The following is a 24,294-nucleotide window of genomic DNA, read 5'->3' as shown; positions in this document are numbered from 1 at the left end:
ACTCAGAAATGGGCTCCTGCAGCACCATTGGCAACGCCGGTCTTAGCTTGTCGGGGCCGTGCCGCCAAGCATAGCACTGTCTCGTTTCTGCCTCCACGCTCCGCGCCGCGCGCTGTGGAGGACTCAGAATGACACGCACGATAGGCTGCGGCACAAAATGTACGAATGTTCTCGAGTCCGATTGAGTTTTATCTTCAGCTTTTTACAGCATCTCCGCTCCGCCCCACAAAAATGCCAACGCCGTGGCACCGTTTTTACTGGTCACTGTATGTGTGCAACCATTCGGTCGGTAGCTCAGGTTCCCAGTTGCCACCTCTCCCGCTTCGTCCGCGTTTGATCCCTCGATCAGAAAGATCAGCTCGTCACCGTTATGGCGATGTAATGGCAGTAATGCGCCTGGTTCAAAGCGCCCGAGTGTCACCCGACGTTTCCCAACGGTATCTTCCCAAACCAGCTTTTGCTTGATTCCAGGCCGCGCTTCTTCCCAAGCGATATCACTGAGCATGAAAATTTGCGACCCCGGAGCGCTGCCGCGGGACTGAATAGGTTCGATGCCACCGGTAATGACGGCAAGCACTGTTGCACCGGTCTTGGTTGATACCGTATGTGCGCAGCCGTCGGGTCGATAGCCCATGTTGCCAGGGGTCACTGTGCCAGACTCATCCGACAGCGTCCCTTCAATCACATAGACGAACTCGTCGCCAATATGCTTATGCAACGGCAATTGCGCTCCCGGTTCGACCTTACTGATCAGAGCCCGACGTTTGGTCGCTTCATCGGCCCAGAGCTGTTTCATACGGACACCAGGTTGCATCTCCTGCCATTCCCGCTCATGGACCTTGATGAGTTGTGATAGTGGACTCGTCGCCATAGTGCGTCCCTCCTTTTGTAATGGCCCGTGTTCGGTGGCATGATTGTCTTGTCGGTATGCAATTGCAAGTGCTGTATTCGGTACCTTTGTTACTCGGGTACTGCTCAGGAACCGCCCGGCAACATGAAGGTTGAGAGCTCGTTATGGTTCTCGCGTTCGTCGCCGATCTCTGTAGGAAGATCAGAAAGCGCAAAGCACGATATGTACGGTCGCCTCAAATGGCAATATAGGCCAACTTTGTCACGCTTGGGCGGTATCATTGCTATGACATCGCTCATGATGATCATTGTCCCGCAATTTGCTCTCGGATTTGGGCCGAGGTCTGGCGGTGTAACACCCCAGATAGACCTCCTAGACCTCGCCATAGCTTTGCTCGTTTTTGTCTTATGCACAATTGCCGGGGCAACGCTTTTCACCATGGTGGTGCTTTCTTGGCGACAGCGGAGTTCGATTGTCGCAGCGCTGCTCGGCGCACTGGGCGGGCTGTATCTTTCGGCCTCGTGGGCTGCAGACCTGATTGCCAATCCGACGACTCCTGCATCATTAGTGTTTAACCGCTGGCTGTTATTTTTATCTATTCCTGCCGTGATCCTCGGGGCAATGGTGTGGACCGTCGGATGGCTCTTTGAGAAACGGGACGAAGCCTTCCGGAAACAGAAAGAGCAACAGCGAAAACCTCTCCGGCCTCAATCGGACCACAGAACATTCGTACAGTTGGGGTAGCGTGCGCTGTGCGTACGATGCGCTCCTCTGCGTGAATTCCCGTGCGCATGGCACACGCCACAGTCTCTCCGGTGACAACCCGAAGTGTGCCAAGCTCGCGTGGTTCGATTTAGGAGAGTTTAGGCCCCTCCCCAAACCAGACAACTTGCGGTATCGTAGCCCCCTGTCAGCAATAGGAACCTACAGTTCCCCATGCGAAAGGGAGGCTAGCTATGAAGATCTCAATGTTCCACTTGATGCCGTATCGGGATCTCCCGGCGGACTTCGAGCAACGGTATCACTCCGTGTGGGTCGATCCACCGTGGAACGAACTTGGTGACGCAAAGAAAGTCGGACAGTATTACAACTGGACGCTCGACGAACTGATCTACGCCGCCAAATGTGGCATGGATGGTATCTGCGTCAACGAACATCATCAAAATGCCTATGGCTTCATGCCCAATCCTAATCTTATGGGTTCGGTTCTCGCTCGGGCGACCAACGGAATGGACGTCGCCGTCGTGCAAATGGGCGCGACGCTACCGACGACGAACCCGCCAACGCGTGTCGCAGAAGAGTATGGCATGATCGATACCATCAGTGGTGGGCGGCTGGTCGCCGGCATGCCACTCGGCACGGCGATGGACGCCACGCTGTGTGCGGGTATCACCCCAATCGAACAACGCGAACGTTATTACGAAGCGCATGATTTGATTCTCAAAGCGTGGACCGCACCAGATATCTTTGCCTGGAACGGCAAATACTACCAGTTACCAATGGTTAATGTCTGGCCACGTCCGATTCAGAAACCGCATCCACCAGTGTGGGTGCCTGGCCTCGGTAGCCTCAGCACCTGGGAATTCGCCGCGCAACATAACCATTGCTATTGCTTCCTCAGCTACTATGGCCCGGTGGTTGGTCGTGGCGTTATGGATGGTTTCTGGCAGTTCATCGCCCAGAAAGGCATTGAACCGAATCCGTACCGTGCTGGATTTCTGCAGCTCGTCGCGGTTGCCGAAACCGATGCGCTCGCCGAGAAACTCTACGAAGAGCATATTCGCTACTTCTACAGTAAGTCCTTGCATATTCCTGTCGAATACTTCTTCCCGCCGGGACACCAGGATTATCGCAGCTTAGAGAACAGTATCCGCAAAGGACTGTTGAAGAGCACGTTCGACCAACTGCAAGCGATCCCGAACTATAAGTTCAAAGACTTCATAGACAAACAGTTAGTGTTGTCAGGAAGTCCATCGACGGTACGCGACCTCCTCAAGAAAGCCGTGCAAGACCTGCGCGTCGGCAATCTGATGGTGCTGCTCCACATCGGTTCGATGCCACATGAACTCACCTTGAAGAACATTGATCTCTTCACCAGAGAGGTGATGCCGCATCTGCATGACATGTGGGATGACAAGTGGGAGAACAAATGGTGGCCAGAAAGCTTGCGTGGTAAACGGCAAGTGCCACTGGCAGCGCTATAAAGATACGCTATCAGCTTTCGGCGGTCAGCTTTCAGCAAAAACAGAAAAGACTCAACCCGGAGGCTCTGTTTCATAGCAAAACTCACAGAAATTTCCGGGTTTCTTTGTCTGGCTGACTGCTAAGAGCTGATAGCTGACTGCTTATCGATCAAGGAGACAATGAATGGCAGCAGTACAAGAACGCACAGTCAGTGTGTGGGAAAACAAAATCAAACCAAAAATCCAAGTCGCTGGCAGCGGGCCACCGGTCGTGTTTCTGCACGGCGCCTATGGGCTCACGTGGGACCCGTTTCTTGATGAATTAGCCAAGAACTTCACGGTCTATGCCCCCGAGCATCCTGGCACCACCTGGGGTGATCCTGATGGCATCAAGCCGTTGGATAATCTGTGGGATCTGGTGTTGTTCTACGACGAGTTGTTCGACCAGCTCAAGTTAGATTCACCAGCAGTGATTGGTCATTCGTTTGGCGGCATGGTCGCCGCGGAAATTGCCGCCTCCTATCCACGTCGAGTCGGCAAGCTCGTATTGTTGTGCCCAATCGGTTTGTGGCGTGATGATACGCCGGTGAAAAACTGGATGATCTATCCAATGGAAGAAGTCGCCAAGATGGCCTTCTATGATCCGAATGGACCGATTGCCAAGCAAATGCTGGCATTGCCCGAAGACGAACAAGCGCAACAGGACGCGATGATTCGTACCACATGGTCGTTAGCGTGTACTGGAAAGTTCGTTTGGCCAATTCCGGACAAAGGACTCAAGAAACGCATTCACCGCATCAAATCGCCAACACTCATTGTGTGGGGCAAAGGCGACAAGCTCGTTCCGCCAGTCTACGCCCAAGAGTTTGCCAATCGCATCGCCGGCTCACGTGTTGAGATGTTCGACCAAGCCGCGCACGTGCCACAGCTTGAGCAGCTCAGTAAAGTTTCGACTGCGATCCGTGATTTTATCAAGGCGTAAACAACCGTTGACGCTCGTGCAGAAAATCCCCTCTCCCTGCCAGGGCAATGGTGTTAAGTTAAGCCACGACCTTGCGGATGTGGGTTCCTTCTCCCACCAGGAGAAGGACAGGATGAGGGGATCGAAAAGCCAGCAGCTTTGTATTTCATCCCCTCACCCTAGCCCTCCTTTTAGGGGTAGGCTTTTACGCTGAGAAAAGACGAGACGTCATGCCCGCGAATGCGGGAATCCAGGGAGAATACGCAATCGTTCAGGGGTGAAGCTCCTGGATGCCCGCCTGCGCGGGCATAACGAACACGCGGCTCCTCACGACGGGAAATCCGCGCCAATTGAGGCTTGGATAAAAAACCTACCCTTATGAGCCCTAGCCCTCTCCCTGAGGGAGAAGGAATCAGAGAGCTGCTAACTTAACGCCATTGCCCTCGAAGGGAGAGGGCTAGTACCGTGTCTCATAACTTCGTGAGCAGTTGTAGGGCGTGCGAAGCGCGCCAACCGACTGGCGCGTGGTACGCGCCCTACGATTTCACCGCTCATGAACTTGCGAGACACGGTACTAGGATGCACGTTACAGATAGAGTTACTGGAGGCAAGACAATAAGGGCTGCCCCACGCCCCTACCCTTTTGTTTGCGCTTTGCTCTCCCGTTTCAACTTTTGCCCACCATGCCTGCTTCGCAGGCATTTTAATTTTTCAGAGTTTCAGAGTGCAGAGGGTTCAGAGTTCAGAGTTTTTTGGGGAGCACCACAACTCGCATGCCGAGGTTGACGATGGCGTCGGCTGGGTTGTAGTTGGCGCGACAGGCACCACGCGCGAGCCTCTGATTGGCGAAGAACGAGCCGCCCCGCAGCACACGGGTTTCCCTATCTCGTGCGTTGAGATTTTCTCGTTTCTCCCTCCCTTTTGGGTCATCTGGGTATGGATACTCAGCATAAATACTCCGCGTCCACTCCCACACATTTCCGGCCATATCCAAGCACCCATAAAAGCTCTTTCCTAACGGAAAACTGCCCACAGCACTCGGCCTGCCAATCCCTGCTTCCCTCGTGTTCGCATGGTCGTCTTTCCAGCCATCTTCCCACGGATATGTACGCCCATCATTTCCCCGCGCTGCTTTCTCCCACTCCGCTTCGCTCGGCAACGTCACTTCCCACCCTTCACGACGGGCACGTTCACGGACGGCGGCTGGAATACCTTCCCCATTGTGCAATCGCTCCGTCAGCCACCGACAGTAGGCAAGCGCATCATGCCACGTCACATACACAACCGGATGGTTCGCTACGCCTTGCCAGCGGTCGCCTGCTTGCCGTTTATAGCCACTTGCTTCAATAAACGCCGCGAATTGCGCTACGGTCACTGGATATCTAGCCAGGTAATAGCGCGGTAAGGTCACTTCATGTTGAGGTCGTTCTCGCTCCTCAGAATAGTCGTCTTTCGCTCGATCACTTCCCATCACAAACGGTCCTGCTGGGATCTCGACGAATCCCAACAACGGCTCGTCCGGCAGGTAATACGTATCAGTGCGAAAGCGTGGATCACCAATCACTGCCAGTGCATCACCAGCGAGCGCACGATCAACCGGCGACAGAGCACCGTGCGTGAGGATACCTGTCAGCCACCGACGAATACGTGCGACCACTTTGTTATTGCGTTCGCTCACCCGCTCAAGACTGTTATTTTCGATGAGGACCTGCGCAGCTAACAGGGCACCCCAGTACCCGCTCTCGTTGGCAGTTTTTTGCGCCAGTGGCTCATCGTTGCACAGGGCATCCGCTAGCGTCCAGACGTTGGCAGGTACCCCACGCATTGCTTTTGCACCGGCTAATAATGTCGCCTCGCGCCAGCGATTCGGCTCGGCTCGCAAGAGGTCCGCAACGTTATCGGGAAACTCCTCTTGCTCAGTCAGATGACACGCTGCCAGATATTCCTGAAAGGTACGGTGAGGAAAGGCATACACACCAACACCACGCGGTTCGAGAATGCCAGCGCGGTCGCGAAGATATGCGATTAACTGTCCAGGGTTCGCATCCAGTGTTGGGTTAAGCTGTAGTAGCCCATCTACTAATGGCGCTTGCGCAATATCTGCCGTGCCAACCAGCGTCGGTTGGTTCTGATGCGCAGCGAAGGCAAGCCGATTAAGCAATTGACGTATCTTCTTGTGATCAACGCGCAACCATTCAACCAGGCTGGGCTCTGCGACCTCATCGGTGCCATCCGGCAAACGTTTGAACTTCTGACTCTCCCATTGGTCAAGCAACAATTCGACGGCATCGGCATAGAGCTCTTCGCGTTGCTCTGGCAGCGTCCCTCCACGCCAGGCATGTAAAGAAGCCATCAAGGTCAGCAGCAATGGACGCTCGGCTAACTCTAAGAGACGCGGGTTTCTCATAATAGCGCTATTGAGTTGCACCGCCCGCCCTTTGGCCTCATCTTCCGCAAGTTTCCTCGCCTGCCCCACAAAGGCGTACCAGCGCTGTACAAAGCGTTCGATCTGCGCTTGACTAAACGGCGCGAGCACGGCCTCACGAAAGCCGTCGAGCTTCCAATTCTGCTTTTGATAGGCATAGGTACGACTCGTCACCAGGATACGCACCTTCGGAAACGTCGCGGCAAACTGCTCCACCACTGCTTTAACTTGGATGCGTCGTGTATCCGCTTCTGGTACTTCATCTAATCCGTCAAGTAGGAGTAATCCACCCTTGGTTAACAGTTCCGTGCGCAGCGGTCCGGCAATCACTCGTAGTTCTTCTGGCAGTTCCCTCACCACGAAATTCAACAATGGATCACCATGAAATTCAACAATGGATCACCATTCTCTGATGCCTGTGCAGCGGTACTGTTCAAGCCTCGCGCCACAAACTCACGTAAGATGACACGCAACGGCAGCAACGCTCCATGCTTCCACGGCTGGGGCTGCGGCTTTTTCTTTTCACCAAATCGGTCCTCTTCTTCTGGCAATGGAGTACGCAAAACTTTGAGATTGGCGTCCTGCTCGTGCAGTAGTTCTCCTGCCATGCAAAGAGTAAGGAAATTGACGAAAGTGCTCTTGCCAGTGCCAGGATCACCGAGCAGCGCTAAACGCACTTCAGTATTCAGCACTGCCAGTGCTGAGAGTCGCCGCTGCTCATGCTCAGGACGCAGCATCCGCTCTTCCGTTGCTTCTGGACGCTGCGTCATTAGCGCGGTGTAGACAGCAGCAAGATCAAGATCACGCCGGTCTTTCTCGTCGATACTCTTGCGATCCACACCAGACAGCGGCACAGCACGGACCTGTTTCATCAGCCAGGTTAGGTATGACCTACGCAAGCCGTCTTCTAAAGCGGCAGGAAGAGAAACGGTGGGTAATAGAAGTTCCTCCTTCTTGGTATGAGTTTTTGACTCAGGAATAGGCATAGCGTATTGCTGGCGCAACCAATTTGTCAGGTGCCTACGAACCAGCTTCTCAAACTGCGCTTTCCCTTTGTACGGCCACCATAGGCCCTCTTTAGGAAACTGTTGCTGGAACTGGAGCACCTGTTTCCATTGATCAGCCTCCTCAGGTGTTTTTGGGGTCGCCGCTTTCTGATTGAAGTACACCATGATGTGAGGACGTTGAGTCTTCTGCCAGGTCTCGAGCGCCAGATTGAATTCATGTTCTGAGCCGGTCGTTCCGTCTTTGGTTGGCGTACCAAAGCGCTTCCAGAAGACACCAACAAAAATGTCACACTCTGGGATACGTAGGATGGCATCGATCAATCCCTGAGGACCATCGACATGAAATCCAGCGTAGGCATCGTCTTCCCAACGCGACACCTCCAGTCGTAAGCGACGATCTTTGGCAGTGTTACTGTTGATATCCTCGATGACATCTTTCAACACATCACGTTCTGGTTTCACATCACTCGGAGATGCAACCGCCACACGAAGAATCTTGACCTCTTCCCCCATCGGTCTTCCTTTCACATAACGGCCAGTTCTCTACACAAGACCATGAAAAGAGGGAAAGAGGCAAGAGAAAGAACCGACAGAAAATCGGTGAGAATGAAGTGCGCCGTAAGAGATTCGAACTCCTGACCTACAGGTTCGTAGCCTGCCGCTCTATCCAACTGAGCTAACGGCGCATAAGGAAATGCTGAGGCGGGTCGGCGGTGAGCAACTTCATGCGTGCACCATGTGAGAAAGTCGCTCAGCGAGAGGTTGTGTGTAGCATACCTGGAAGGGAGGTGGCAACCACCTAAAGCAACGTGCAATTGTATTTACCCTAATTCCTAGCTTTCGACCCTCACCCTAGCCCTCTCCCTGCCAGGGAGAGGGAAGACCAAGCATAGCGAGAACAAGTGAACGTAACGACTCGGGTACAGTGAACTGAAAACCACGCTCATTAAACGATTTGACTTTTTCGCCATACGGTCAATGATGGATAGCAAGATGAGTGCGGGTGCAAATCCTGATATCCGTTGGCAGCAACGGTTCGACAACTTTGACCGTGCCTTTGTCTTGTTACGTGAGGTCTGCGATCGCGGGGTCGATTCTCTCTCGCAATTAGAAAAAGAGGGAGCTATTCAACGTTTCGAAGTTGCGTTCGAGTTGGCATGGAGAACGTTGAAGGATTACCTGGAGGAAAGTGGGGTAATCGTGGACCCAGTCACCCCTCGCAATGTGATTAAAGAGGCTTTTGCCGCGAAGTTCCTCGATGATGCGCAGGTGTGGATCGATATGATGCTCCACCGTAATCTCCTCTCGCATACGTATGATAGTGCGGTCTTCGAATCTGTCCTCCGCACCGTAGCGGCGCGCTACTTCGCTGCTTTTGATCGCCTCCATGAGTTTTTCTTGCTCAAGAAAATAGAGACATGAAAGACATCGGCCTTACCCCACACGAGATCAATCTTATCTGTGACGTATTACGTCGATTTCCAACAGTCAGCGAAGCCGTACTCTATGGCTCGCGCGCAAAGGGAACGCATCGACCAGAGTCAGACATCGATCTTACCCTCGTTGGAGTTACTGACGATCTTGAGGCCGAAGCCGTGGCTGATGAACTGGAAGAACTGCCCCTTCCCTATCGGTTCGATGTGAAAGCGTACGACCGTATTACGTATGGCCTCTTGCGGGAACACATCGATCGCGTCGGAATTACGCTTTATCGTCGCAATGTTTCAGGTAAAGATACCGCAGCGACTAAGCCAATCACCGCACCGAACATTACGTAGTACGCCGGCGCAATCGGTGAGCCGGTTGTCTCCACCAGCCACGTCACGATAAATTGCGCAAACCCGCCAAACAACATCACTGCCATGTTGTACGCGACAGCAAGTCCGGTCGAACGCACCGCGACAGGAAATTGCTCAGCTACTGCCGTTGAAATCGGCCCGGAAAAAGCGCCTGCCACGCAGCACAACACGCTCTGCATCAGCGCAAGATGAAGGAAGCTCGGGTTGGCGTGAATCCAGGTAAAGAACGGATAGAGCAACAGCAAATACGCAATCGGTGCGGCGATTAACACTGGCTTGCGGCCAATACGGTCAGACAGCGCGCCACAGAGCGGAATCACAATGGTCATGCAGATGAGACCAATCACTTGGGCAATGAACGCTTCGTTCAATGGGATATTCAATTGCTTATTGGCAAAGGTCGGCATGTAGACCAGAATCACGTAATAGGAAATCGTACCACAAATTGTGAGGCCAAAGGTGACAAGGATGCTGTGCAGATGATCGCTGATGAGTGCACCGACGGCTTGCGTTTGCCGTTTACTCCGCGCTTCAAGAAAAGCGTCGGTCTCTTCGAGATGACGGCGAATGTACAACCCCACCGGTCCAATCAACAAGCCGAATATGAACGGAAGACGCCAACCCCAGGAGTCGAGTTGTTCTGGGGTAAACCCACGGGTTACCAATACACCCGACAACGCGCCCCCAAGTGCCGCTAAACTTTGCCCCACCATCTGTAACGAGCCATAGAACCCGCGTTGATGAGCTGGTGCAGCTTCAACTAAGAACGAGGTCGCACTAGCAAACTCACCACCCGTAGCAAGTCCTTGCAGTAACCGCGCCAGCACCATGAGCAGCGGCGCAGCGATGCCGATCGCGGAGTACGGTGGCGCAAAAGCGATAATCGCCATCGAGACTGTCATCAGGCCGATGATGAGTTGCAGCGCGGCTTTACGGCCCTTGCGATCTGCATACATGCCAAGCAGAATGCCGCCGACTGGGCGCATGAAAAACCCGACCCCAAAGGTTGCGGTGGTCAGTAACAGTGATGCATACTCGCTCTCTGCCGGAAAGAAGAGCCGCGAGATAATGACCGTGAGAAAGCCATAGACAACAAAGTCATACCACTCCAACGCATTACCAATCACTGCCGCAGCAATTTGCTTGGTGCGCGGCACTGCGGCTGGCCGCAACGTCTCGTTTTGCATCGCATCGCGTTACCATAGCTTTGCCTCGTCGGCTATGAGGGGGACGTGCGAAGGAAATTTGTCCTGCCTAATCTTTGGCGCCGCTCACAAATACGATACAATGGCTAAGAGCTTGGCCGAACCATGATTGTCAGCATGTCATGTTGAGCGCAGCGAAACATCCCTCCTCACCGTTACAAGAGAGATTCTTCGCTTCGCTCAGAATGATACTGTCACAGCCTGGTGGTCATTCGGATAGACACTAAATGGTGACACAAAGGAGCCGTACGTTGAAAACACTAGCAACACTGCAAGTTCTTTTTCTAACGATCTGCTCTCTGTCCGCAAGCACGGCACGGGCAACCAGTGTCATTGAAGTCTCTTTTACCGATCTCATCACCCAGGCCGAAGTCATTGCCGTCGGGACCGTAACCGACATCCGCGAGCACTGGGACGCTGAGAAAAGGGCGCCGTTTACCTTGGTCACCTTTTCTAATCTCACCGTTGTGAAAGGGTCGCCTGGCAATAGCTTCACGTTAGAATTCCTCGGCGGCAAAATGCCGAATGGTTTGGTCATGACCATCCCTGGAGTGCCACAATTTGTTGTAGGCGAGAAAGCCGTGGTGTTCTGTGCCGGTAATCGGCGCGACTTTTGCCCCCTGGTCGGCATCTGGCAAGGGGTCCTGCGCGTGATGGACGACCCGCAACGCAAGATCGAAACTGTCAGTGACAACTTTCGCGTGCCGATCATTGGCATCGAGGGTGGGAAGTTGGTGAAACGCTCGCCTGCTACCGTTACCCAACCGCCATTGTCGTTATCGGCCCTGCTGCAAACGATTCAACAGACGCTCTCGTCTTCAAGCCACTGACCGCCTGCCAGCGAGACCCTCATTATGCGAACTTTTTCTTTTGTTGTACTGGCCGGTTTGCTCAACCTGCTCGTCACCTGCGCAGACAGCTTCGCGTTTGCGCGCGAAGTGAGTCGCGGCGTGTTGGCGATCTGGCCGGAAAGCGAAGCTACCATCAACCTGCGCGTCGGCTGTCCAGACACACCCCTGACGTTCTGGGGTCCGTGCTGGACCGATGCCGTTATTGACGCGGCGAACCGCTGGCACGTCCCAGACGCAACTTTTCGTTTCCGCATTCAATCGCCGACTGTTGACGCCGACCCGTGTGACACCGATGGGCATCGTACGATCGCGTTTCGTCCAACCTTATGTGGCCCGAACGGGCCTGGCTTTGGCAGCTCACTGGCTGTCACATACTTTCTGCTCAACCCCTCGACTGGCGCATTCGTCGATGCCGATACCGTCTTTGACGGCAAACGCACCTGGGTCACCTATGATGGCCCACTACGAACCAATGCATCCGGAGCGATCGAATATGACTTTCATCGTGTCGCGATACACGAACTCGGCCACATTCTTGGTCTTGACCATCCTGATGATGTTGGACAGACCGTGACAGCAATTATGAACCGGCGGGTCAGCAATATCGATACAACCCAGCCCGATGATCTCGCCGGAGTCCGCACCATTTATCCAGCCGCCGGCACCACGGTCCAAGGCAGGTTGGAGAATCCACAGCCAAACAGCGCAGTCAGTGGGATCAGTACCATCTCTGGTTGGGTATGTGCAGCAACCCAGGTCACGGTACTCATCAATGGCAACATCTCTATTCCAGCGGCGTATGGCACTCCACGTGGGGACACTCGAACAACGTGCGGAGACGATGACAACGGCTTTGGCGTGCTTGTCAATTGGAATGACCTTGGTCCCGGCACTCATCAGATGGTTGCGCTTGCCGACGGTGTCGAGTTTGGTCGGGCAACGGTCACTGTCGCAAGCTTCGGAGTCCCTTTTGTCACCGGTGCAGGCGGTGCCTATACTGTCCAGTTCAATGGACGCAACGTCACGTTACGATGGGAAGAAAAGCTACAGAACTTTGTGATTAGTGGCGTGCAATAAAAAGAGCGGAGAGGGCGGGATTTGAACCCGCGGTACGGTTTTATCCGTACACTCGCTTAGCAGGCGAGCGCCTTCGACCACTCGGCCACCTCTCCACGATGCCTCTATAGGCAAGAAACAGATTTTCTGGTTAGCAGGGGTCTCACCTTTTGCCAAGGGCTCCTGTTGCTCACTTTACTGTTCATCAACTGAAGAGGCAAGGGCAACGCGCCTTCGCTCCTTGCTTGACACCTTCCCTGACATCCGTCATCCACTGAAGGGATGGAGAAAGGGGAAGGAATGGCAGAACGAGGCTTTACCGGACGCAGTTTTCTCTGGCGTCTACTCTTCGCACTCTTATTGGTCGGCGCAACATACAACCCCGAGGGATATTCCTATTATCATTGGGCGCTGACGGACTTTTCGCTCTTTGGCCCGGAGCAGACAGTTGTCGGTGTCCTGTTACTGATTGGCTGGGTCATTTATCTCCGAGCTACCCTGCGCTCGCTTGGCTTGCTCGGCTTGGTGTTAGTCGTGGCGTTGTGTGCTTCACTGGTATGGTTACTCACCAGTTGGGGATGGATTGCTGCGGACAGTCCGCGGGCAATTACCTACGTGAGCCTCGTCATTGTCGCACTCATTCTCGCGACAGGGATGAGCTGGTCACATGTTCGTCGGCGCATCAGTGGTCAGGCGGATGTCGATGCTGTGGATGGAGTGAGTTGAGTTCAAAGGGGCGACCGACTGGTCGCCCCTCCCCTTGAGTGACGCCTAAATCAGGCCACAGAAGGTTGGGACGACAGGAGTGTCACCCTGAGTGCAACGCAGGGTCTCACAGAGAGATTCTTCGCTACGATCAGAATGACAGAGCCGAAGTGTCTGGAGATACAGTGTACGCATGTTCTCGGGTCCGATTGAGATTAGTAGTTCACTGCGAATGAGGTCAGGCTGCTCCCAGGAACTGCGTAGTAGGGAGCGGTCTGGTGCAGAAACGCTTTGGTATCTTGTTCGAACATCAACACATCAGACACAGAGAGTGAGACGGGGCCGGGGGTCACGCTATCGTAATGCGAATAGATCTCAATTTTGGTGGGATGGATGCCTGGCCCTTCTGTCCAGCCTGGCGTTTCAACCCACTGCGAGATCCGTTTGTCATTCCATTCCCAGGTTGCGAGTACGCCTTCATGCCCATCTTCACGCTGCACCGTCACGACCACTTCGGTCCCCTTACGCACGCAACCGACGTTCACACCACTGGGTTTTTGCGGGGAGGCCCACCACAACTTTACTGGTGTATTCGTCGGACATGCCCGTGGCGAATACCCAATCCCAGCTTCCACATATTGATTGCTGCGGCCCTTGCCTGGGTCCCATAAGACCGTCCAGGCGATCGCATGACATTTGCCTCTCAAACATTTCGGATGTGCATCCATACGGAGGCGCGCCTGGGAGGCGTAGGCGACCTTAGCCGTTTCACTTACCCCAGTGTAGTAGTAGGTATAGGCATGAACAGAGGCAGCGCTCATCAGCACGAGCACCACCAACAGTGCCTGGAGCCAGTGTCGAGCGTGGAGTTTACGGAAGACGGAAGAAAAATCACTTTTAGTGTTGAGGTTCGTGTTGCCCAGGGAAACATTTGCCGCTTTCGCCGTTGGTTGGAAATATAAGTCACCCATAGTGAGAATAAAAGCAAAGCCAATACCAACGCCGCTCAGCCGTGCGCATCGTCGTACGAGTGACCAGAACCTCCTGCAAACACTCAGCTTTCTGTCGCGCAAGCGTTTCTCCTGCTCCATGCGGCGTTTCCTGATCGTAAAGGTTCCCTACGGTTCGCAGCGCCGAAGCGTTCTTCACTTGGAAAAAATACAACAAAAACGAACCCTGATGTTCCGCGGCGACCGTTAAGTTTTCCTACGCTCTGCGGTGAGGAGCCTCACCAGCGCCCGCAGCAACAATAGCACAAAGAACCGTCCGAGCTGCACGGGCAAGAGAAAATTAACTTTCTGTTATCTCGTCCACGCCAGTGCACTGTAAACCTTTCCGACGGTTAGGCGATCCCGCCCCTCGCTGCGCTGAAATTCTGCTAGAGGGAGGACCCTTGACAAATGAAATTGAAAATGATTTTCAATTTCAGCTAATGAACAGTTGCGCTTCAAATCACCGCCCTCACGCATCACGCGATAGTCGCTGTCTGTGCGGCAACCTGCTCGCCCGGCTACGACCCGAAGGTGTGGAGTTGAAGTGTCGACGCTGTAAACGGGCCCTCGTTATTCCTTGGGGCGACCCGACAACATGGCATGGAATCTCAGTCCAATGGCAGCAGGTCCCACAAGAGGAAACAGCGTCATGACGGTTCACGGGCGTTTCGCAAGAAAAGCATTAGAGGCCAGCGGTCCAGCCACCCAGAGCCCTCACCATCAAGATTCTCACTTGAAAGGAGAGAGGGTATGAAACGATCGCTGGTCACAACCGTTGCCATCCTTATTGCCGTTCTGAGCGGTCCGCGGCTTTCTCACGCAGTCGATGAACGTCGCATTCAAGAATTGGAGCGACAAGTCACGGAAATGCAGAAAGAGCTGCAGTCGCTCCGGCAAGAACGCAAACAAGAAGAGGAGCGAACGCAGAAACAGAAAATTGAGAGCGAACGCAAAACCAGTATCCTGGCCGAAGAGTTTGAAAAGCTGAAAACGAATCTGACCGTGCCAGAAGACACGGCGTATAAAAGCGCATACGGTCTCGGTCCTGCCGCTTCGAAGATTTATGGTACCCGGCGCGGCCTTTCCATTGGTGGCTACGTGGAAGGCTTTTACAGCAAGTTTGTCTCCGACAAAACCCGAGCCAATCGCGACAATGCGGATTTCCTCCGCTTGGTTACCTACATCGGGTACAAATTCAACGATTGGATCTTGTTCAATTCCGAAATTGAGCTTGAGCATGGGTCAACTTCAACGACCAAGACCAGCGGGAGCGGTGAGGTGTCGGTCGAATTTGCCTATCTCGATTTCTTGCTCTCTGAATATGCCAATGTCCGTGCCGGCATGCTGCTCATACCGATGGGGTTCCTCAATGAAATGCACGAGCCCAACACCTTTCATGGCGTGTTTCGGCCAGAGGTCGAGACGCGCATTATTCCTTCCACATGGCGGGAGAATGGTGTCGGGTTGTTCGGTAAGATTGGTGAATCGTTACAGTACCGGCTCTATGCAGTGAATGGTCTCAATGCGCGAGGATTTTCGGTAGCTGGGTTACGCGGTGGCCGTCAGAAAGGCAATCGTGCCCTGGCGGAAGACATTTCGATCACTGGTCGTCTCGACTACACACCGATCACTAGCCTCTTACTCGGCGGTTCGTTTTACCTCGGCGATCAGGGCAATAATCAGGATGTCAGCGGCACCCGTATTCCCGATAGCCACCTTGCCTTGTGGGAAGTGCATGGGCAGTACCGTGCATATGGACTTGAGCTACGCGGTCTGTTCACCATGGCCCACCTCGGAGACGCCCGTGCTTTGACTTCCGCCCTGCGGAAAACCAAGGACGTCGGCACGAACGACACTATCGCTAACACGATGTTAGGTACGTATGCTGAGGTCGCGTACGATATTCTTCCGCACTTGTACGCCAACACCGATCACTATCTCGCCCCGTTTGTTCGGTTTGAATACTACAACACGCAAGATAACGTTCCTGCTGGATTCAGTCGCAACGGCAATGCCGCACAACGGCTGTGGACCTCTGGTCTGTCCTATAAACCCCATCCTAACGTGGTGCTGAAAGTCGATTACCGCCGCTTCTCGGCAGTAAAAGGCGTGCGCCCTCATGAGGTAAACTTTGGCATCGGCTTGGCATTTTAATCTCGTAATCGTCGGGCTCAGTGTGCTCGTCACCTGGGCCCTGCCCACAATTGCAGCAGCCAAGGCTTTCTATTCTAAACAAGAGGCCTTAGCCCTCGCCTTTCCTGAGGCAGAACACGTTGAGACAAAGACAGTCTTTCTCACTGACGATCAAGTCCACCATGTCTCAACGCTCGCCTCAGCACCAGTCGATTCGAAGCTGGCGACGATCTATGTCGGACGAAAAGCTGGCCAGGTGTTGGGCTATGCGTTTATCGAAACCAACGTTGTTCGGACGTTACCGGAGACGTTCTTGATCGTTGTGTCCCCCACCGGCACGGTGCAGAAGTTATTCGTTCTGGCGTTCTATGAACCAGAAGAATATACGCCATCGACTCGGTGGCTGCAGCAGTTTGATCAAAAAGCCCTCACTCCGACATTACAGGTACGCCAGGATATTCACGGTATTGTCGGCGCGACGCTGAGCTCGCGGGCGATTACCAATGGCGTACGAAAAGTCCTGTCGCTCTTTCAAGTCGTTGTCCGAGAGGGGCACCAGCAAGTCGCCGAAGCGGCCAAGCAGTAAGCCGACAACGTCACATTTCCGTAGTCTCAGGAAGGCGAATATCCTGTCATGCGTTTTGTCGTCACTGGCGAGTGGTCGAAGAACGGTCTCCTGCAACTCATCATTGTCCTTTTCATTATTTATGTTGGAGCCCTGTGGCTCACGAATGCCCTGCTCTATTTCCAAAAGATGAGCCTCACGTACACGTCTGTCACTGAGTATTACCTCGGCTCTGAAGAGAAGTTCATGCAGCCACGCAGTTATCAGGGAATGCTCGAGATCTCGCATTTTCATTTTTTCGCTATGGGCATGCTGCTGCTGACGCTCACGCATCTCATGCTCTTCGTTCCGTTACCGGTCGAACGCAAGCCGTGGTTCATCATCATCCCCTTTTTCTCGGCCCTGGTCGATGAAGGCAGCGGCTGGCTCGTGCGCTTTGTTCATCCGTTGTTTGCCTATCTGAAGATCGTAGGATTTCTCGCGCTGGAGATCAGCCTTGCGGTCCTCATGGTCTGTAGCCTGTGGGCGGTCTTTGTCGGTTCACAAAAGAATTACCGTGCACAAGTTTCATCAGGGTCCTCACCGAGTTATCCCGATGACCCACTGGCATAAATATCGCGCCCCTCAGAGGAAGTGGCTCTGGCGCATCTCCCTCGGGATGATGAGCCTCGCCTGTCTCACTGCGCAGCGTTCCTACGCCAATGCCTCCTGCAGAAGCGATGGTCGCTACGTCATGGGCACGGTGCTGGAAATCACTCTTTGTCATGGTCAGCAAGCCGCGGCGCAGTTCGACGCTCTCTTCGCTCAGGTCAGTAACCTGGAAGCACAGTTAACGACGTTCTCCCCTACCAGTACCGTGAGTCAATTGAATGCGCGCGCGGGACAGGGTCCGATGGCAGTTCCCCCAGCCGTGCATGAACTCCTCACCTTATCGTTGCGCTATTGGCAACAGACCCGCGGCACCTTTGATGTCACGGTCGGACCGATCGTCACAGCCTGGCGCCAGGCGACTGACACAAATACGTTCCCCAGCAAAGATGCGCTCCGACAGGCACGGGGACGCACCGGCGCGCGCTTCCTCTCTCTCTCAAAAGATGGGCATGCTGCACTCCAACGGACCGGTATGCGCCTTGATCTCGGTGGAATCGGCAAAGGCTACGCCATCGATAAGCTCAAAGAGGTCCTCCACCAGCAGAATGCGTTGTTGAATTTTGGTCAGAGCAGTATCTGGGCGTTGGGCACCCCTACGGATGCTCCAGGGTGGCGTCTTATCGTACAGCGACCGAACGGTGAACCCGCCGGCGTTGTCACTCTGCGAGATCAAGCCTTGTCGATTTCCGGCACCATGGGGCAGCCTTTCGTCATCAATGGCCAATCGTATGGCCATATTATTGACCCCCGGAGTGGCCAGCCGCTGCAACGCAATCTGCAAGCCTGTGTTCTCGCACCAACAGCGACACAAGCGGAAGCCCTTAGTAAAGCGCTGCTCGTACTCGGTGAAAAACAAGGCATCGCCTTGTTACACGAAACACCGAACGTCGAAGGATTGTTATTGGATACGGACGGACACCATTGGATGACGAAAGGTTGGCAAACGGCGACGCAGTTCGTGCTGCTTTGAACTGTGCAGGAGGGTATATGTCGAAAGCTATTCTCACGACCATTCCCAACAATCAGGACACCGACTCACTTCTTGAACTCGCAGTTGAGCAAAGTCCCGAGGGGGCGCCTTGTGTAACGTTGCGACATCTCTCGTGGGCCGAGGGGCTGGGATGGTATCCGCAACAACCGCTTCGGCTTTCAGTCGATGAAGCCGAAGCGTTGCTGCATGCATTGCGTACCACTCGACACTTATGGCAAGAACAGCGACAGCAGAAGCCAGGGAAAATTATTCCGCTCCCGGCTATTTCACCCGGCGAATGCTAACTTCGCGTTCCACCCCTTGGGTCTTGATCGTACCAAGATACATTTCCAGTTCTTCGATGTCGTGCTGCTCAGATTCAATCTGCCCTTCTAGCATCGTCCGGAGCGCGATATCGCCTTCGGTGAGTGCATGGGCATCGAGATAGGCCTTCATCGTAGACTTCTCTAAATCAAGGGCGAGACGCAGCATTTCTTCGAGATCAGTCGATTGGTGAACCGTACCGACTTCGACGGTCGGCACTCCACCCAGTACGACAACTTTCTGACCGAACTTCGCCGCATGGTCCATCGAGCTTTTGGCCTGAGCGGCAAAAAAATCTGCGTAGACTTTGCGCCAGAGTCCATTCACTAATAACGCATTTTGCTTGTATTGAAGGGTGGCGGTGTGCTCAAAGGCAATGACTTTATTTAAGGCGGTAATGAGCGCTTTCGTATCCATAACGTGACATCCTTTCTGGTGAACGCATTCACCGCTGCCGTTCTTGAACCATAGTCATCGGCACGATCGGAGTCAAGTTAAGTATTTGATTTTATTGAATAAATTGAAACTGAAAATCATTCTCATTTTCAATTTCGCAGCCACACGTGAGTACAGATCCACCCAACATTACCGTTTGCCATACACGCGTTCTTGCCTTTCCACTGAGTTATTTTAATAAATCACTTCATGTGATATTTGATGTCACCAGTGATGGCCGCCTCGCTTCTTCCGGACTGGTGGGTGCCTGACCTCAATCAGATTGAGAATCGGTAGCGTGGCCTGCTCTTCCAGTGAGGATGCACGGCCATCAAGGAACATGGTCTCAATCAAAACGGTGTCGAGAGGTGCTGTGCGCAGCCCCTTTTTCCTTCCATTGTAAATGACCAGACCACTGTGCTAGTGGGGGAATATCATTCAGCGTCTGACCTGATGGGCCTAAGCGTGTTGTATTAATCGCTAACCTGCTCGCTAGAGCAAAAGGAGGGGTCTCATGGCGGATTATGATCTCATCATTAAAAACGGCACGATCGTTGACGGTCTGCGCATGCCCGCGTTCCGAGGGGACATAGGGATTCGCAACGGCAAGATTGTCGCCATGGGCAATGTCCAAGGCAGCGCCACGCGCGAGATTGATGCCACCGGGCAAGTCGTCGCGCCGGGCTTTATCGATATCCACACCCACTACGATGCGGCGCTGAGTGGCGGTACCAAATGGGACCCGTATGCGTCGCTGTCTGGGTGGCATGGTGTCACTACCGTCGCCATTGGTAACTGCGGGTTTGGTTTTGCGCCGGTGAAGCCAGAGGATCGTGAACGCGCCATGCGTCGTATGGAACGCACGGAGTCGATCCCACTCTCCTGTATGCAGGCTGGCATGCGCTGGGATTGGGTAACGTTTCCTGAGTATCTCGATAGTCTCGACCGAGGCGGGCTGGGCGTGAATGCTGCCTCGTTAGTCCCATACTCGCCACTACGCGCATACGTGTTGGGCAATGAAGCCGCCCGTGACCCAAACTACAAAACCAAGCCTGAACAAGTCGAGCAGATGAAAAACATCTTGCGCGAAGGACTTCAGGCTGGTGGCTTCGGCTTCTCGGCGTCCTTTAGTATGGCCAATCGTGATTATGATGGTGGCTATCTGCCAACCCACGTCGCCCCACGCGAAGAATTCTTAGAAATGGCGAAAGTGATGCGCGAGTTCAATCGTGGTTCGATCGAGTGGACCATGGGGCATGCGCTGCAAGGCTTGGGCATGGACTTCCTGCTTGAGTTGGCCAAAGTCAGTGGTCGCCCAGTGAACTGGAATGCGGTGATCTATGATCCAACCTCGCCCAATACCTGGAAAGAACAACTAGCGTGGATGGAGAAGGCCTACCGCGAAGCGCCAGTATTGGCGGTCAATATCTGCACACCGATCGAATTCGAATTCACAATGGAAACTATCGGTTTGTTTGATCAACTGCCAGCGTGGAATGAAGCAACCATCGGTTCGTTGGCTGAACGCAAAGCCAAGTTAGCTGATCCCGCGCGTCGTCCAGCCATGAAGCGTGATATGGAAAAAGCACCGACGGTCATGCCGGGCACCAGCCCCGACTCTGAGCAAGGTGCGATTCGCATGTTCCGTTGGGACACGACGTTTGTCGATGATGTGCACCTGGCAAAGAATAAGGACCTCAAAGGTCGCACGATTGCCGAGATTGCCAAAGCGCAAAACAAGCATCCGATCGATACACTGCTTGATATCGCGGTCGAAGAAGATCTCAAAGCCGAATTCGCGATGCAGGACTTCATCAACAACAATGACGAAGCGCTCACCGCGATTCTCAAACATCCACTCACGCTGGTTGGCTCGTCCGATGGTGGGGCACACACCAAGTTCCTCACCCTTGGTCGTTACCCGACCCATTTCCTGGCCCACTGGGTACGCGACAAACAGATCATGAGCCTCGAAGAAGCCCACTGGCGCTTATCGACCATGGTCGGCTGGGCGATTGGTATTCGCGATCGCGGCTGGTTGCGTGAAGGCATGCCAGCGGACATCGTCGTGTACGATCTCAACAAACTGGCAGTGAAGCCGATGGAAACCATCCAAGACCTGCCGGATGGCGACTGGCGGCGCGTACAGAAGGCGAACGGCTATAGCCACATTATCGTCAATGGTCAGGTTACCTTCGAGCACGGCACGTGCAGCGGCAAATTGCCGGGCAAGATGCTGCGCAGTTCGGAGATGGCAGCGTAACTGCACGCTATCTCATTCTTGAGAACAATACCCCTTTCCCTAGCTTCACCTTGGGCTGGGGGAAAAAGGAAAGCGGCGAAGAGGCAACAAGGAAGAAGCAGAAATCTCAAGGCTGCAGGCCGGAGAGAAAGACGAAACATCCTCACAAGGGTTTCGACCTGCAGCCTTTCTTCATACTCCACTTCTTGCTCTCTCCTCCTGAGGCGGCTAGGGTGAACGGTGCATAACGAAAGGGGAGAACGTTGCTATGGCGGTCAATTTGAGTGGCACCGGAGTCCCGACCGGTACGGATGTAGAAGTGGACATTAAAATCCATACCCGCTTGAACATTTCTGCCTACGTCGCCAAACAGAAGGCTAACGTGAGCCTTGCGCTTCATTGCGGACAGAGCTTCTCTGTGGATGAACCTATCTTGCAAGTTGGGCAGCGAACCTGCTGGCTTGTTCCCGTATGGCTCTCCCCACCGCGGGACGGACGCCAGACCAAGATCGGAGAGTTAGTGATTGATGCGCAGACTGGAGAGGTCTTGGAAGTTGGCGAACGCTGCCGAGTTCTCAAGCAGATTGCCAATGCCCTTCTACTAGCCGCTACTCCTGCTGCGTAACCGTGCTATAGATTCCGCATCTACCACAAACGAACCCGCAGGGGTGCAACTCCTGTGTCCCTGCTACTGTGCGAATGGTACTAGCATTTCAGGGTGTCGCCTTAGGGGAAGAAGAACTGTGCCGTTGGTTGGAAACTCAGCCAGTAGGCACGTCGGTACTAAACGTTCTTCTCCTTACTCAGCATGTTTCTGCGTGTCACGTTGAAGTGATCAGTGCCTCGCTTGATGATCTGGCGCAATGGTTACAGGAAAACATTCCAGCTATCGTCTTCGTCTCTACGACTCCGTTGCATTACTGGCAGGAAAAGTGTCTGCATGCGCTGGTCGTGGTAGGAGTTGAAGAACAGACTGTGTTAGTCCATGATCCAGCTCTCACGACGGCACCCACGGCTATTCCACGCGACGAATTTCTCGCAGCCTGGGGAGAACTGGCTCAATTGGCCACACTGGTCAAAGTCTCCTCCTAGCACCGGCGTCACTTCAGCTTCTGCAACAACACTCAGGTACTCTCTTCGATTTCGCCGCGCTTCAGCGGGACTCCCACCGCTCTTGCCCCTCCATCCCTCGACCGTGTTTGTCAAACCCTAGGTCTCTGTGGTAGAGGGCAGAGAAAGTGAGGGAACAAAAGGGGCCTATCCTATGTCCGAACAACCGACGTCTACTCGGTGGATCATTGTTGCTGTCGTCTTTTGCATGGGCGTGTTGATGTTCATCGACCGGGTGAACATCTCCATCGCTGGCAAATACATCATGCCCGAATACGGGCTGACCAACGTGCAAATGGGCTCGATCTTCAGTGCCTTTGTCTTGGGCTATGCGCTACTACAAATTCCTGGCGGATGGCTAGGTGATCGTTTCGGTCCACGCCCCGTGTTAGCCGCCGCAATCTGTTGGTGGTCGGCGTTTACTGCGGTAACGGCGATTGCTGGCGATTTCTTTCTCACCTCACTGTTTGGTATCGTCGGTTCATTCATGATCGTGCGTGCATTGATTGGTATCGGTGAAGCTGCTGGACCACCAAACTACAATCGTCTCGTTGCCAACTGGGTCGCGCCTGAAGAACGAGGCTTAGCGATGGGCCTTGCCACTAGTGGCAGCGCGCTCGGTGCCGCGCTTACACCGCCACTGATTGTGTGGATCATGGTCACCTGGGGTTGGCGAGCCGCGTTCTATATTGCCGGTGCTGCGGGTATTCTGCTTGCACTGTTTGTCTATTGGTTCATCACTGATCGACCGGCAGAGCATTCGTGGGTGAATGCCACCGAGCTCCAGCGTATTACCAAGAATGCGCCAGCTGCACCAAGCAAAGCCCAACCAGCCGGGCCAATACCGTGGCGCGCGTTACTCGGACGCGCGGATTTGTGGTTCCTTACCGCTGCCTATTTCACTCTTGGTTACATCATGTACATCTATTTTTCCTGGTTTTACTTGTACCTCACCGACGTGCGGGGATTCTCTGTTCTGAAGGGTGGTTGGTACAGCACTGCACCGTTTCTCGCTGGAGCGATAACTTCACCGATTGGTGGTTGGCTCTCTGATTTCCTCAGTCAACGCTATGGAAAACGTATCGGTCGATGTGGTGTCGGGTGTGGCGCCTTGGTACTCACTGCGGGTTTTATCTATCTCGGAGCATCAACCGCCGACCCATACATGGCCATTCTTTTTCTCTCGTTAGGGTCAGGATCGCTGTTCCTCAGCACGGCCGCTTTTTGGGCAACAACGATGGACCTCGCCAGCAAGTATGCGGGCACCGTCTCCGGCTTCATGAACATGGGTGGCAATATTGGTGGCACCCTCTCCCCTACCCTCACGCCGTATATCGCAGAACGCTATGGCTGGGAGACAGCGCTGTATGTTGCCGCGGCATTAGCAATTCTGGGTATCTTTTGTTGGCTCGGAGTTCACCCTGAACGCGCGATTGATTTGGAAGAACAAGACGCCGCGCAGCCACTTGCATCTGCGGTCATTGCAGGACAGAAATGACTCAGGCAAATGGTATAAGAACGACACACCGGATCTGTCACCCTGAACGAAGTGAAGGGTCCCTCAGAGAGACCTGTCCTGAGCCTGTCGAAGGGTTCTTCGCTATCGCTGCTCAGAAACACACTCTCAGGCCGAGACGGGCTGGGGGAGGAGCGTGAACCCCAACCGGGCGGCGGTCCGTTTGAGGTGGCGAAGGGTGCGTTGACGCAGGTGTTCATCATAGGCTTCCCAGCTCTGCGGTTGATACGGAGTGCGATGTTTAAGGACATGATACACAATCCGAGCGAGCTTATGCGCGGTCGCCGTGATGGCGGCAGCTGGGCCTTTGCGGG

General features: G+C 54.0%; 24 protein-coding genes, 2 tRNA genes and 1 pseudogene. 18 read left to right on the top strand and 9 right to left on the bottom strand.

Annotated elements, in window-relative coordinates; translation table 11 throughout:
- Positions 1-202 precede the first annotated feature (202 nt).
- Positions 203-871: a hypothetical protein gene (locus FJ147_15880; GenBank protein MBM4257360.1), complete on the bottom strand. Its 669-nt coding sequence runs from the start codon at positions 869-871 to the stop codon at positions 203-205.
- A gap of 123 nt (positions 872-994) precedes the next feature.
- Between FJ147_15880 and FJ147_15875 the strand changes: the two genes are divergently transcribed.
- The 3 genes from FJ147_15875 (at position 995) to FJ147_15865 (ending at position 4,015) form a co-directional block, all read left to right on the top strand.
- Positions 995-1,594, top strand: coding sequence for a hypothetical protein (locus FJ147_15875; GenBank protein MBM4257359.1), 600 nt, complete (start codon positions 995-997; stop codon positions 1,592-1,594).
- A 212-nt stretch (positions 1,595-1,806) separates the two neighbouring features.
- Positions 1,807-3,054 (top strand): LLM class flavin-dependent oxidoreductase, encoded by a 1,248-nt coding sequence (locus FJ147_15870; GenBank protein ID MBM4257358.1) that lies wholly within the window; start codon positions 1,807-1,809, stop codon positions 3,052-3,054.
- A gap of 163 nt (positions 3,055-3,217) precedes the next feature.
- Positions 3,218-4,015: an alpha/beta hydrolase gene (locus FJ147_15865; protein MBM4257357.1), complete on the top strand. Its 798-nt coding sequence runs from the start codon at positions 3,218-3,220 to the stop codon at positions 4,013-4,015.
- A 721-nt stretch (positions 4,016-4,736) separates the two neighbouring features.
- Here FJ147_15865 and FJ147_15860 read toward each other — a convergent pair.
- The 3 genes from FJ147_15860 to FJ147_15850 form a co-directional block, all read right to left on the bottom strand.
- The gene (locus FJ147_15860; GenBank protein ID MBM4257356.1) at positions 4,737-6,788 is read right to left on the bottom strand and encodes an NACHT domain-containing protein; all 2,052 of its coding nucleotides are present in this window, start codon (positions 6,786-6,788) and stop codon (positions 4,737-4,739) included.
- A complete protein-coding gene (locus FJ147_15855; protein ID MBM4257355.1) occupies positions 6,785-7,939 on the bottom strand; it encodes a hypothetical protein in 1,155 nt (384 codons plus the stop codon). Before FJ147_15855 ends, FJ147_15860 begins: the two co-directional genes overlap by 4 nt.
- A gap of 99 nt (positions 7,940-8,038) precedes the next feature.
- Positions 8,039-8,112, bottom strand: a tRNA-Arg gene (locus FJ147_15850).
- Positions 8,113-8,419: 307 nt separating this feature from the next.
- Between FJ147_15850 and FJ147_15845 the strand changes: the two genes are divergently transcribed.
- A complete protein-coding gene (locus FJ147_15845; GenBank protein ID MBM4257354.1) occupies positions 8,420-8,848 on the top strand; it encodes a nucleotidyltransferase in 429 nt (142 codons plus the stop codon).
- Positions 8,845-9,204, top strand: a complete 360-nt coding sequence (locus tag FJ147_15840; protein ID MBM4257353.1) for a nucleotidyltransferase domain-containing protein — start codon at positions 8,845-8,847, stop codon at positions 9,202-9,204. Before FJ147_15845 ends, FJ147_15840 begins: the two co-directional genes overlap by 4 nt.
- Here the strand turns inward: FJ147_15840 and FJ147_15835 are convergent.
- Entirely contained in the window at positions 9,135-10,412 is a 1,278-nt protein-coding gene (locus tag FJ147_15835; GenBank protein ID MBM4257352.1) for an MFS transporter, read from the bottom strand. The two genes, FJ147_15840 and FJ147_15835, sit on opposite strands and share 70 nt — an antisense overlap.
- Before the next feature lie 269 nt (positions 10,413-10,681).
- On the opposite strand from FJ147_15835, the gene FJ147_15830 reads away from it, so the two are divergent.
- Both FJ147_15830 and FJ147_15825 read left to right on the top strand, forming a co-directional pair.
- A complete protein-coding gene (locus tag FJ147_15830) occupies positions 10,682-11,260 on the top strand; it encodes a hypothetical protein (protein ID MBM4257351.1) in 579 nt (192 codons plus the stop codon).
- Between the two features lie 24 nt (positions 11,261-11,284).
- Complete coding sequence (locus FJ147_15825; protein ID MBM4257350.1) at positions 11,285-12,358, top strand: matrixin family metalloprotease; 1,074 nt, start codon at positions 11,285-11,287, stop codon at positions 12,356-12,358.
- Positions 12,359-12,364: 6 nt separating this feature from the next.
- Here FJ147_15825 and FJ147_15820 read toward each other — a convergent pair.
- A tRNA-Ser gene (locus FJ147_15820) sits at positions 12,365-12,453 on the bottom strand.
- A 184-nt stretch (positions 12,454-12,637) separates the two neighbouring features.
- On the opposite strand from FJ147_15820, the gene FJ147_15815 reads away from it, so the two are divergent.
- Positions 12,638-13,063 (top strand): hypothetical protein, encoded by a 426-nt coding sequence (locus FJ147_15815; GenBank protein MBM4257349.1) that lies wholly within the window; start codon positions 12,638-12,640, stop codon positions 13,061-13,063.
- Between the two features lie 194 nt (positions 13,064-13,257).
- Here FJ147_15815 and FJ147_15810 read toward each other — a convergent pair whose 3' ends face one another.
- Positions 13,258-14,133 carry a hypothetical protein gene (locus FJ147_15810; protein ID MBM4257348.1) on the bottom strand — a complete coding sequence of 292 codons (876 nt, stop codon included), beginning with the start codon at positions 14,131-14,133 and terminating at the stop codon, positions 13,258-13,260.
- Positions 14,134-14,435: 302 nt separating this feature from the next.
- Here FJ147_15810 and FJ147_15805 point away from each other — a divergent pair, with 302 nt between their 5' ends.
- The 6 genes and pseudogenes from FJ147_15805 (at position 14,436) to FJ147_15780 (ending at position 18,658) form a co-directional block, all read left to right on the top strand.
- Positions 14,436-14,687, top strand: a complete 252-nt coding sequence (locus FJ147_15805; GenBank protein MBM4257347.1) for a hypothetical protein — start codon at positions 14,436-14,438, stop codon at positions 14,685-14,687.
- Between the two features lie 97 nt (positions 14,688-14,784).
- Positions 14,785-16,188: a hypothetical protein gene (locus FJ147_15800; protein ID MBM4257346.1), complete on the top strand. Its 1,404-nt coding sequence runs from the start codon at positions 14,785-14,787 to the stop codon at positions 16,186-16,188.
- Positions 16,166-16,753, top strand: coding sequence for an FMN-binding protein (locus FJ147_15795; protein ID MBM4257345.1), 588 nt, complete (start codon positions 16,166-16,168; stop codon positions 16,751-16,753). Before FJ147_15800 ends, FJ147_15795 begins: the two co-directional genes overlap by 23 nt.
- A 48-nt stretch (positions 16,754-16,801) precedes the next feature.
- A pseudogene (locus tag FJ147_15790) lies at positions 16,802-17,245 on the top strand (hypothetical protein).
- An 82-nt stretch (positions 17,246-17,327) separates the two neighbouring features.
- Complete coding sequence (locus tag FJ147_15785; GenBank protein ID MBM4257344.1) at positions 17,328-18,353, top strand: FAD:protein FMN transferase; 1,026 nt, start codon at positions 17,328-17,330, stop codon at positions 18,351-18,353.
- Positions 18,354-18,370: 17 nt separating this feature from the next.
- The gene (locus FJ147_15780) at positions 18,371-18,658 is read left to right on the top strand and encodes a hypothetical protein (protein MBM4257343.1); all 288 of its coding nucleotides are present in this window, start codon (positions 18,371-18,373) and stop codon (positions 18,656-18,658) included.
- Here the strand turns inward: FJ147_15780 and FJ147_15775 are convergent.
- Together FJ147_15775 and FJ147_15770 are read right to left on the bottom strand one after the other, a co-directional pair.
- Positions 18,636-19,094 (bottom strand): ferritin, encoded by a 459-nt coding sequence (locus tag FJ147_15775; GenBank protein ID MBM4257342.1) that lies wholly within the window; start codon positions 19,092-19,094, stop codon positions 18,636-18,638. The two genes, FJ147_15780 and FJ147_15775, sit on opposite strands and share 23 nt — an antisense overlap.
- A 243-nt stretch (positions 19,095-19,337) precedes the next feature.
- The gene (locus tag FJ147_15770; protein ID MBM4257341.1) at positions 19,338-19,466 is read right to left on the bottom strand and encodes a hypothetical protein; all 129 of its coding nucleotides are present in this window, start codon (positions 19,464-19,466) and stop codon (positions 19,338-19,340) included.
- A 160-nt stretch (positions 19,467-19,626) separates the two neighbouring features.
- On the opposite strand from FJ147_15770, the gene FJ147_15765 reads away from it, so the two are divergent.
- The 4 genes from FJ147_15765 (at position 19,627) to FJ147_15750 (ending at position 23,962) form a co-directional block, all read left to right on the top strand.
- Positions 19,627-21,375 (top strand): amidohydrolase family protein, encoded by a 1,749-nt coding sequence (locus FJ147_15765; protein MBM4257340.1) that lies wholly within the window; start codon positions 19,627-19,629, stop codon positions 21,373-21,375.
- 247 nt (positions 21,376-21,622) lie between these two features.
- Positions 21,623-21,979 (top strand): hypothetical protein, encoded by a 357-nt coding sequence (locus FJ147_15760; GenBank protein ID MBM4257339.1) that lies wholly within the window; start codon positions 21,623-21,625, stop codon positions 21,977-21,979.
- 11 nt (positions 21,980-21,990) lie between these two features.
- The gene (locus FJ147_15755) at positions 21,991-22,446 is read left to right on the top strand and encodes a hypothetical protein (GenBank protein MBM4257338.1); all 456 of its coding nucleotides are present in this window, start codon (positions 21,991-21,993) and stop codon (positions 22,444-22,446) included.
- Between the two features lie 172 nt (positions 22,447-22,618).
- On the top strand, positions 22,619-23,962 hold the full coding sequence (locus FJ147_15750; GenBank protein ID MBM4257337.1) for an MFS transporter: 1,344 nt from the start codon (positions 22,619-22,621) through the stop codon (positions 23,960-23,962).
- Positions 23,963-24,294: the final 332 nt, after the last annotated feature.

It is taken from the genome of Deltaproteobacteria bacterium (genome assembly GCA_016874775.1).
In the GTDB taxonomy this organism is placed as follows: Bacteria; Desulfobacterota; Binatia; order Bin18; family Bin18; genus VGTJ01.
Note: the sequence above shows the minus strand (reverse complement) of the source record. Positions and strands in the feature narration are given on the sequence as shown.

Coding starts and splice junctions, on each gene's coding strand:
- FJ147_15815 (MBM4257349.1), top strand. CDS start 12,638: ATGGCAGAACGAGGCTTTACCGGACGCAGTTTTCTCTGGCGTCTACTC.
- FJ147_15750 (MBM4257337.1), top strand. CDS start 22,619: ATGTCCGAACAACCGACGTCTACTCGGTGGATCATTGTTGCTGTCGTC.
- FJ147_15760 (MBM4257339.1), top strand. CDS start 21,623: ATGGCGGTCAATTTGAGTGGCACCGGAGTCCCGACCGGTACGGATGTA.
- FJ147_15840 (MBM4257353.1), top strand. CDS start 8,845: ATGAAAGACATCGGCCTTACCCCACACGAGATCAATCTTATCTGTGAC.
- FJ147_15775 (MBM4257342.1), bottom strand. CDS start 19,094: ATGGATACGAAAGCGCTCATTACCGCCTTAAATAAAGTCATTGCCTTT.
- FJ147_15870 (MBM4257358.1), top strand. CDS start 1,807: ATGAAGATCTCAATGTTCCACTTGATGCCGTATCGGGATCTCCCGGCG.
- FJ147_15800 (MBM4257346.1), top strand. CDS start 14,785: ATGAAACGATCGCTGGTCACAACCGTTGCCATCCTTATTGCCGTTCTG.
- FJ147_15785 (MBM4257344.1), top strand. CDS start 17,328: ATGACCCACTGGCATAAATATCGCGCCCCTCAGAGGAAGTGGCTCTGG.
- FJ147_15825 (MBM4257350.1), top strand. CDS start 11,285: ATGCGAACTTTTTCTTTTGTTGTACTGGCCGGTTTGCTCAACCTGCTC.
- FJ147_15835 (MBM4257352.1), bottom strand. CDS start 10,412: ATGCAAAACGAGACGTTGCGGCCAGCCGCAGTGCCGCGCACCAAGCAA.
- FJ147_15780 (MBM4257343.1), top strand. CDS start 18,371: ATGTCGAAAGCTATTCTCACGACCATTCCCAACAATCAGGACACCGAC.
- FJ147_15810 (MBM4257348.1), bottom strand. CDS start 14,133: ATGGAGCAGGAGAAACGCTTGCGCGACAGAAAGCTGAGTGTTTGCAGG.
- FJ147_15765 (MBM4257340.1), top strand. CDS start 19,627: ATGGCGGATTATGATCTCATCATTAAAAACGGCACGATCGTTGACGGT.
- FJ147_15875 (MBM4257359.1), top strand. CDS start 995: ATGAAGGTTGAGAGCTCGTTATGGTTCTCGCGTTCGTCGCCGATCTCT.
- FJ147_15845 (MBM4257354.1), top strand. CDS start 8,420: ATGAGTGCGGGTGCAAATCCTGATATCCGTTGGCAGCAACGGTTCGAC.
- FJ147_15880 (MBM4257360.1), bottom strand. CDS start 871: ATGGCGACGAGTCCACTATCACAACTCATCAAGGTCCATGAGCGGGAA.
- FJ147_15855 (MBM4257355.1), bottom strand. CDS start 7,939: ATGGGGGAAGAGGTCAAGATTCTTCGTGTGGCGGTTGCATCTCCGAGT.
- FJ147_15865 (MBM4257357.1), top strand. CDS start 3,218: ATGGCAGCAGTACAAGAACGCACAGTCAGTGTGTGGGAAAACAAAATC.